The 8,658-nt window shown below is 61.4% G+C and carries 5 protein-coding genes and 1 pseudogene; 4 read left to right on the top strand and 2 right to left on the bottom strand.

Annotated elements, in window-relative coordinates; genetic code table 11:
* Positions 1-559 (top strand): annotated as a pseudogene (locus tag ACESMW_RS12130) (tRNA uridine-5-carboxymethylaminomethyl(34) synthesis GTPase MnmE); the annotation flags it as partial.
* A 74-nt stretch (positions 560-633) separates the two neighbouring features.
* Here the strand turns inward: ACESMW_RS12130 and thpD are convergent.
* Both thpD and ACESMW_RS12120 read right to left on the bottom strand, forming a co-directional pair.
* The gene (thpD, locus tag ACESMW_RS12125) at positions 634-1,569 is read right to left on the bottom strand and encodes an ectoine hydroxylase (RefSeq protein WP_372987291.1); all 936 of its coding nucleotides are present in this window, start codon (positions 1,567-1,569) and stop codon (positions 634-636) included.
* A gap of 168 nt (positions 1,570-1,737) precedes the next feature.
* Positions 1,738-3,558, bottom strand: coding sequence for an acyl-CoA dehydrogenase C-terminal domain-containing protein (locus ACESMW_RS12120; protein WP_372987290.1), 1,821 nt, complete (start codon positions 3,556-3,558; stop codon positions 1,738-1,740).
* 306 nt (positions 3,559-3,864) lie between these two features.
* Here ACESMW_RS12120 and ACESMW_RS12115 point away from each other — a divergent pair, with 306 nt between their 5' ends.
* Genes ACESMW_RS12115 through ACESMW_RS12105 form a run of 3 tightly spaced genes read left to right on the top strand, consistent with a single transcriptional unit; the run spans position 3,865 to position 8,656 of the window.
* Positions 3,865-4,365, top strand: coding sequence for a DUF3833 domain-containing protein (locus tag ACESMW_RS12115; protein ID WP_372987289.1), 501 nt, complete (start codon positions 3,865-3,867; stop codon positions 4,363-4,365).
* A 46-nt stretch (positions 4,366-4,411) separates the two neighbouring features.
* Positions 4,412-5,506, top strand: coding sequence for an efflux RND transporter periplasmic adaptor subunit (locus tag ACESMW_RS12110; RefSeq protein WP_372987288.1), 1,095 nt, complete (start codon positions 4,412-4,414; stop codon positions 5,504-5,506).
* Positions 5,507-5,509: 3 nt separating this feature from the next.
* The gene (locus tag ACESMW_RS12105; RefSeq protein ID WP_372987287.1) at positions 5,510-8,656 is read left to right on the top strand and encodes an efflux RND transporter permease subunit; all 3,147 of its coding nucleotides are present in this window, start codon (positions 5,510-5,512) and stop codon (positions 8,654-8,656) included.
* Positions 8,657-8,658: the final 2 nt, after the last annotated feature.

The following is an 8,658-nucleotide window of genomic DNA, read 5'->3' as shown; positions in this document are numbered from 1 at the left end:
CGCCGGCCTTCGGGACAGTCCCGACGAGGTGGAACAGATCGGTATTGCCCGGGCCTGGGATGAAATTCGCCAGGCCGACCGGATCCTGCTGATGGTGGACGCCACTACCACCGACAAGACCGAACCCCACGAAATCTGGCCGGACTTCATCGATCGGTTGCCCGCTAATGCGCCGGTGACGGTGATCCGTAACAAGGTGGACCTGTCCGGGGAAACGGTGGGCATTACCGCCGAACCCCACCAGGCGGCGCCGGTGATCCGGCTGGCCGCCAAGTCCGCCGAAGGGCTTGAGGTATTGCGGGATCATCTGAAGCAGTGCATGGGCTTCGTTACCACCACCGAGGGTGGCTTCCTGGCTCGTCGCCGACACCTGGATGCCCTGGAGCGGGCCAGGGACTCGCTGCTGCAGGGCCAGACCCAGCTGGAAGGCTATGGCGCCGGCGAACTGTTGGCGGAAGACCTGCGCGCAGCCCAGGATGCCCTGGGAGAAATCACGGGGCATCTGACACCGGATGAACTTCTGGGCAAGATATTCAGCAGCTTCTGTATCGGAAAATAGAGGAACTCATAAACAAAAAAGGGAAGCCTGACCATGGGCTTCCCTTTTTTCGTTCTGGCAAGGTTGCTCAGGCCTCAGCCGGTCTTGCGGACGTCCTCCTCCGTCACTGGCTGCAGCGCTTCGGTGTTGGTCCGGTTACCCAGGAAATCCGGCCGGGGCTTGTTGCCGCAATAGGGCTGTTCCAGCTGGTTTTCCACACTGTTGTAGACAAAGAACAGGTTGCTCCGCGGCCAGGGTGACATGTTGGCGTTGGAGGCGTGCAGGGTGTTGCACTCGAAAATGATCAGCGAGCCGGCCGCGCCGGTGGGGGCCTTGATGCCGAACTCATCGGCCATCCGCTTCAGGTCCCGGTCATTGGGTACGCCCAGCTCCTGCTTTTTAAGGGAGGACTGGTAGTTGTCTTCCGGAGTGCGGCCGACACAGGGCACGAAGGTCTTGTGGGAACCGGGGATCAGCATCAGTGGCCCGTTAAACGGGGTATTATCGGTCAGGGCGATGGAAAAACTGACGGCGCGCATGCGTGGCATGCCGTCCTCGGCGTGCCAGGTCTCGAAATCCGAGTGCCAGTCAAAACCCTTACCGTGGAAGCCCGGCTTGAAGTTGATGCGGGACTGGTGGATGTAGGCATCGCTGCCCAGCAGCTGACGCACCATGGCGAGGATCTTCGGGTCCCGGGTCAGGCGGTCAAAACGATCGGACAGCTCGTGGATACCGAAGATCGAGCGGATCTCCTGCTTGCCCGGCTCGGTGATAGTTCCCTCCGAGCGCAGGATGCTGTCGTCATCCTCATAGGCGCGCAGATCTTCACGGAATTTCTGTACCGTGGCCTGGTCAAGGAAATTGTTGATGGCCAGGAAACCGTCGCGCTCGTACTGGGCCAGTTCGGTTTCGCTCAAAGGACCGTTGGTACGGTCGTCTCCGGTGCTGTGGATAACCGGGTCCCGGCGTTCAAAGCACGGGGTGGGGCGTTCCAGGCGGGTTGGATAAAAGTCGTCAGAACGAGTTTCCATATTCGAACCTCCTTACTTTTATTCAGTAACTGAAATTTTCCTTTCACCTCATGAAGTTAATGGCTTTGGCATGGAAAGGCACCAGAAAGGTGGGGTTGCCTTTTCCGATTTCAAGGGCAAAAAAAATCCCGGGGCGGGGCACCCCGGGATCAAGAGTCATCGGCCGGATCAACCGGTGAAGGCCATATGATCGGAATCCAGCTGCATCAGGCTCCGGGTCGGGCTGAGCATGCTGGTGGCGTGGGCCTGGGCCCGGGGTAACAGGCGCTCGAAGTAGAATTCCGTGGTGGCCAGCTTGGCCTGATAGAATTCTTCCGAGTCCTCGCCCCCGTTATCCAGTTTATCCACAGCCACCACGGACTGGCGCAGCCACATGTAGGCCATGGTCACGTAGCCGCTGTACATCAGAAAATCGTTGGCGGCGGAACTCACCACATCGCGGTCCTTGCGTGCGGCCAGCATCACCCGCACCGTCAGCAGGTTCCACTGGGCGGTCAGCTTGAGCAGTTCGACGGCATACGGGCGCAGACGCTTGTCGGTCAGGTGCTTGCGGGCAAAATTGGCGACCTTCAGGGTGAATTCCCGGACCGCGCCGCCCTGGGTCATCAGCAGGACTTTCCGGCCCAGCAGGTCCAGGGCCTGGATGCCGGTGGTGCCCTCGTACAGGGTGGCGATGCGGGTATCGCGGACGATCTGTTCCATGCCGTGTTCCCGGATATAGCCGTGACCACCGAACACCTGCATGCCCAGGTTGGTGCATTCGTACCCCAGTTCGGTGAGGAAACCCTTCAGGATCGGAGTCAGGAAGCCGAGTTTGTCGTCGTAGGCCTCGGCTTTCTTGTCATCTCCCCGGGTGTGGGCCTCCACCATGTGGTCCGCCAGGCGGGCCGCGTAATAGAGCATGGCCCGGCCGCCCTCGGCGACCGCCTTCTGGGTCAGCAGCATGCGACGGACATCGGCGTGGTGGATGATGGCGTCGGCCACCTGCTCCGGTTCCTTCTTGCCGGACAGCGCCCGCATGGAACGGCGTTCTCTGGCATAGTCCAGGGCCCACTGATAGGACAGCTCGGCGGGGCCGACGCCCTGGATGGCGGTCCCGATCCGGGCTGTGTTCATGAATGTGAACATGCACTCCAGGCCCTGGTTCTCCGGGCCGATCAGGTAACCGGTAGCACCGTCGAAGTTCATGACACAGGTGGCGGAGGCCTTGATACCCATTTTCTTTTCCAGACTGCCACAGCTGACGCCGTTGCGCTCGCCGACACCACCGTCGGCGTCCGGCAGGAATTTGGGCACGATGAACAGGCTGATACCCCGGGTACCCTTGGGTGCATCGGGCAGTCTGGCCAGGACGATGTGGACAATGTTCTCGGTCAGGTCATGCTCACCGGAGGAAATGAAGATCTTGGTGCCGGTGATCCGGTAGCTGCCATCGCCGTGGGGTTCCGCCTTGGTCTTCACCTGGCCCAGGTCAGTACCGCACTGGGGTTCGGTCAGGCACATGGTGCCGCCCCAACGGCCCTCGGTCAGCGGCGTCAGGTAGGTCTGCTTCTGCGCCTCGCTGCCGTGCAGGTAGATGGTGTTCATCGCCCCCAGGGACAGACCGGGGTACATGGAGAATGACCAGTTGGCGGTGCCCATCATTTCCTGCTTGAGCAGACCCATGGACGCGGGCAGACCCTGGCCGCCGTATTCCTCGGGGGCGGACAGGCCCTGCCAGCCGCCCATCATGTACTGGTTGTAGGCTTCCTTGTACCCGTCGGGGGTAGTCACTTTGCCATTTTCCAGCTTGCAGCCTTCCTCGTCGCCGGACTGGTAGAGCGGGCTTAGGACTTCTTCACAGAACTTGCCACATTCGGCCAGGATGGCATCGACGATGTCCGGCGTGGCGTTTTCGCCGCTGGCCAGGGACGCATAGTGTTTCGGGTAATCGAACACTTCATTGAGCAGGAATTTCATGTCGCGCAGGGGCGCCTTGTAGACCGGCATAACGAAACCTCTGTACCTGTAATGGATTCGGGGGAGGGCGATGGGCCTCCGATGGTTTTTGTTTTACGGCATTCCCGGGGCGCTGCCATTGACGAAAAGCGCCGGCGGCTATGTCACCAAAGACAATTGGCTGAAATGACGATCTTCTGTTCAGCAGTGCAGCCGGTTTCTGATCGAACCCCGGCCGGGTTTCGTATGTTTCTGGCCAGCATTCGGATTTTTCTGCAACACGGGAGTGTAAAAGTCATGCAAAAGCGTTGGTTTCGGTCCCGGGGTACTGGCCCTGTCACACTGCTATGGTTATGTTTGAACGTGGTGCTCTTGTCCGGCTGTGCGTCCCCGTCGCTGGAGGACTACGCGGACCGCTCGCCGAAACTGGTCCCGGAACAGTTTTTTAGCGGCGAACTTTCTGCCCGTGGGGTGGTCAAGAATTTCTCGGGTGAGGTAATTCGTACGTTCGACGCCGATATCTCGGCATCCTGGGATGCCAACGGGATCGGTACCCTGGATGAAGTGTTCCGCTTCGATGACGGTGAGGTCCAGACCCGGGTCTGGACCCTGGAGCCCACCCCGGAGGGCTATCATGCCGATGCCGGTGACGTGGTTGAACCTGGCACCATGCGTTGGCAGGGCAACGCTATCCATATGAATTACGTACTCCGGGTTGCCTATGGCGATGGCACCATTGACGTGCGCATGGACGACTGGATGTACCTGATTACCCCGGATACGCTGATCAACCAGACCACCATGAGCAAGTGGGGGATCGATGTCGGGGAGATTGTATTGGTCATCCAGAAAAAATAACCGGGCGGGTACGCCGGATCATTAATCAACAGGCAGTCATACCATCATGTGGAAACAATGGGTCATCGCGCTGGTTCTCGTCGCCGTTGCTGTCGGCGGAGCCTGGGTCTACCGGACATACGACAGCGGCTCGGAACAGCAGGCCGGTGGTGAGCGTCCTGCCAGCGCCGTGAATACGGTGCGCCCGGAGCGCGATACGGTCAAGGATGTGGTCAAGACAGTGGGGAATCTCCAGGCGCTGAATGCTGTGGAACTGACCACCGAAGTCAGTGGCCGGGTCACTGAAATAAACCTGGCGGCCGGTCAGAAAGTGGCCGAAGGCGACCTGCTCCTGCGTCTCGATGACCGCCAGGCCCGGGCGGATCTCGCCGAGATTGAAGCCCGGCTGGCCGATGCCCGGCGGCAACTGGAGCGGGCCAATCGCCTGCGTTCGAATAACAGCATTTCCCAGTCCCAGGTGGATGAACTGAGAACGGCCGTCGACGTGGCCCTGGCCCAGCGTCAGGCCGCCCGGGTGCGGCTGGATAACCATCGGATCGAGGCACCGTTTTCCGGCGTGGTTGGTCTGAGCGATATCAGCATCGGTGCCTATGTCACGGCCGGAACCGCGATTACTACCCTGGATACCACCGAACGGATGGAGCTGAATTTCAGCATTCCTGAACGGTTCCTGGGGCAGGTGAGTGTGGGGCAGGAGGTCCGGGGGATATCGCCGGCCTACCCCGATCAGCCTTTTCGTGGCGAACTGGTGGAACTGGGTACCCGCATCAACGAGCTGAGCCGGAGCCTGCCGGTCCGGGCCCTGATTGATAACACCGACGGGCGGCTGCGCCCTGGCCAGTTCATGTCCGCCACCCTGACCCTGCAACAGCGGGAGGCCTTGGTCATCCCGGAACAGGCGGTGATGATCCGCGGTGATGAGCAGTATGTTTTTGTCGCCGAAGATGGAGCTGCAAAGCGGGTATCGGTGGAGCTTGGCTCTCGGATGCCCGGCATGGTCGAAGTGGTCAGCGGCGTAGAGCCTGAGGATGAAGTGATCGTCACCGGTCAGGATCGCCTGAGTTCTGGTGACCGTATCCGTGTGCTGGACGGCGAGAATGTTATCCCGGAAAACCGCTTCGTCAGCTCCGTGGAGTCCTGAGCCATGGTGCTGTCCGATATTTCCATCAAGCGTCCGGTCTTTGCCACGGTCCTGAGTCTGCTGATCGTGGTTTTCGGCCTTGCGGCCCTGTTCGAGTTACCGGTCCGGGAGTACCCGGACATTGATCCGCCGGTGGTGTCCATTTCCACCGATTACACCGGTGCCGCCGCCGAGGTGGTCGATACCCAGATCACCCAGGTGATCGAGGGGGCCATCAGTGGCATTGAGGGTATCCGCTCCATCGAGTCTTCCACCGAGCAGGGCGAATCCCGCACCAGCATTGAATTCGATATTTCCCGGGATGTGGATATCGCCGCCAACGACGTGCGCGATGCGGTCTCCCGGGTGGCCAATCAGCTGCCCGACGAGGCCGATGCCCCGGTTGTGCGCAAGGCCGATTCTGATGCCCGGCCGATGATGTGGATAACCTTGCGCAGTCAGGTCTGGGACAGTGCCGAGCTCAGCGATTTTGCCGACCGGGTGTTGGCGGACCGGTTATCGGTACTCGACGGGGTGGCGGATGTCCGCATCGGCGGCGAGCGCCGGTACGCCATCCGGGTCTGGCTCGATCGCGAGCGGCTGGCGGCCCGGAACATCACCGTGGCTGAAGTGGAGCGGGCGCTGCGGGCCAACAACGTGGAACTGCCCGCCGGCTCGGTGGATTCTTCCACCCGCAACTTCACGGTACGGGCCGAGGGCCGGTTATCCACAGTCGAACAATTTCGGGAACTGGTGATCCGGCGCAACGGCAACGACCTGTTACGCCTGGGTGAGGTGGCCAACGTCCAGATGGGGGTGGAGTCGGATGTCAGCCGGCTGCGCGCCAACGGCGAAACCGCCATTGGCATGGGCATCATCCGCCAATCCAAGGCCAACACCGTGGCGGTCTCGGATGGAGTTCGGGCCGAGCTGGACCGGATCCGGGAAACCCTGCCGCCGGAAGTCACCATCGCCGAGAGCTACGACGAATCCATCTTCATACGTGCTTCGATCAAGGAAGTAGTGATCACCCTGGCCATTGCCGTATCCCTGGTCATCCTGGTGATTTTCCTGTTCCTGCGCTCCTGGCGCGCAACCCTGATTCCGGCCGTGACCATTCCGGTGGCGGTGATCGGTGCCTTCATCGGCCTGGGCTTTCTCGGGTTCTCCATCAACGTGCTGACCCTGCTGGCGGTGATTCTGGCCATCGGTCTGGTGGTGGACGATGCGATCGTCATGCTGGAGAACATCCAGCGCCGGATTGATGAAGGCGAACCGCCCTTGCTCGCCGCCTATCGGGGAGCCAAACAGGTCGCTTTTGCCATTATTGCCACCACCCTGACCCTGGTGGCGGTGTTTGTGCCCATCTCGTTCATGGGTGGCAACGTCGGCCGGCTGTTTGCCGAGTTCGGCTTTACCCTTGCCGCAGCGGTGGTGTTCTCAAGCCTGGTGGCCCTGACCCTGGCGCCTATGCTCTGCTCCAAGTGGCTGCGTCACAGTCCCGAGAGCGCCGAGGGGCATCGGCTCTGGGCCGCCAGTGAAAAAGTCCTGAACGGCCTGACCCATGGCTACGAGCGGTTGCTTCGGTTTTCATTGAGCATGCCTGGCCTGCTGATCGGCCTCGGGGTTGCGGGGCTCGTGGTAGCAGCGGTGGTCTATCCGAAACTGCCCCAGGAGCTGGCGCCGACCGAGGACCGGGGTGTCATCATCATGCCCACCAGCGCGCCCCGGGGCTCGACCGTGGAATTCACCGACCATTACGTCCGCAAGGCCGAGGAAAAACTGCTGCCTTACCTGGATGACGGCATTGCCAATCGGCTGTTGTCGATCGTCGGTTTCCGGGACGAGGAAGACAATGCCTTCATGATCATGGGGCTGGTGCCGTGGGAACAGCGGGATATCAAACAGCAGCAGGTGACCAGCGAGATCCGCCAGAAGCTCAGTGACATCTCCGGGATCCGGACCGTGGCGGTCAACCCGCCGGGTCTGGGCCAACGGGGCTTCAGCCAACCGGTGGAGTTTGTGGTTGCCGGCCCGGATTACGAGTCGGTGCAAGCCTGGAGCGACGAGATTGTCGAGCGGGCCAAGGAGAATCCGAACCTGCTCAACCTGGAGACGGATTTCGAGCTGACCCGTCCGGAACTGCGGGTGAACATTGACCGGGAGCGGGCCGCGGACCTGGACATCACCGTCGAGGATGTCGGCCTGACCCTGCAGACCATGCTGGCGTCCCGCCAAGTCACCACTTACCTGGATCGGGGCCGGGAGTACGATGTCATCATCCAGGCGACAGAAGCCGATAGGGCAACGCCGGCCGACCTGGGTCAGATCTACCTGCGGCCGCGGGAGGGTGGCGACCTGATTCCGTTGCAGGCCCTGGTATCGGTGGAGGAAATTGGCGCCAACCCGGACCTGCGCCGGATTGACCGCCTGCCGGCGGTGGTAATCAGTGCTTCCCTGGCCGATGGTTATGATCTCGGCTCGGCGCTGACCTACCTGAACAATCTGGCTGTGGATAACCTGCCGCCGGAGGCCCGGGTCAGCTACAAGGGCCTGTCCCGGGAGTTCGAGGAATCCTCCAACGCCATCTACGTGACCTTCGGCCTGGCTTTCGTGATTGTATTCCTGGTACTGGCGGCCCAGTTCGAGAGCTGGATCCACCCGCTGATCATCATGCTGACGGTGCCGCTGGCGGTGACCGGGGCCCTGCTGGCGCTGTTCTGGTCGGGCATCAGCCTGAATATCTACAGCCAGATCGGCATCATCATGTTGCTCGGTTTGATGGCCAAGAACGGGATACTGATCGTGGAGTTTGCCAACCAGCTCCGGGACAAGGGCTATGAGGTCCGGGACGCGATCCTCGAGGGCGCCGTGCTGCGTTTCCGCCCGGTCCTGATGACCACCATCTCCACCGTGTTCGGTGCCGTACCGCTGGTGATTGCCACCGGTGCCGGCGCCGAGAGCCGGGCCGCCATCGGTATGGTGATCCTGGGCGGGTTGCTCTTCGCCACCACGCTCACCCTGTTCCTGATTCCGGTGCTCTATAACCTGCTGGCCCGGTTCGCCAAGTCCACCAATGCGGTGGAGGTGGAGCTCGAACGCCTGGCGGCTGGCCAGGCGGGAGGTACCGGGCTGGCGACGGCGCCTCAGAAGCGGGCGGATGATTTTTGATC

The sequence above is a fragment of the Marinobacter sp. genome (genome assembly GCF_041690455.1).
GTDB lineage: Bacteria > Pseudomonadota > Gammaproteobacteria > Pseudomonadales > Oleiphilaceae > Marinobacter.
The sequence above is the reverse complement of the archived record's forward strand: the minus strand, read 5'-3'. Positions and strand labels throughout refer to the sequence as shown.

What these genes read in the sequence shown, in the direction of transcription:
- thpD (WP_372987291.1), bottom strand. Translation starts at nt 1,569, where the DNA reads ATGGAAACTCGTTCTGACGACTTTTATCCAACCCGCCTGGAACGCCCC.
- ACESMW_RS12105 (WP_372987287.1), top strand. Translation starts at nt 5,510, where the DNA reads ATGGTGCTGTCCGATATTTCCATCAAGCGTCCGGTCTTTGCCACGGTC.
- ACESMW_RS12120 (WP_372987290.1), bottom strand. Translation starts at nt 3,558, where the DNA reads ATGCCGGTCTACAAGGCGCCCCTGCGCGACATGAAATTCCTGCTCAAT.
- ACESMW_RS12110 (WP_372987288.1), top strand. Translation starts at nt 4,412, where the DNA reads ATGTGGAAACAATGGGTCATCGCGCTGGTTCTCGTCGCCGTTGCTGTC.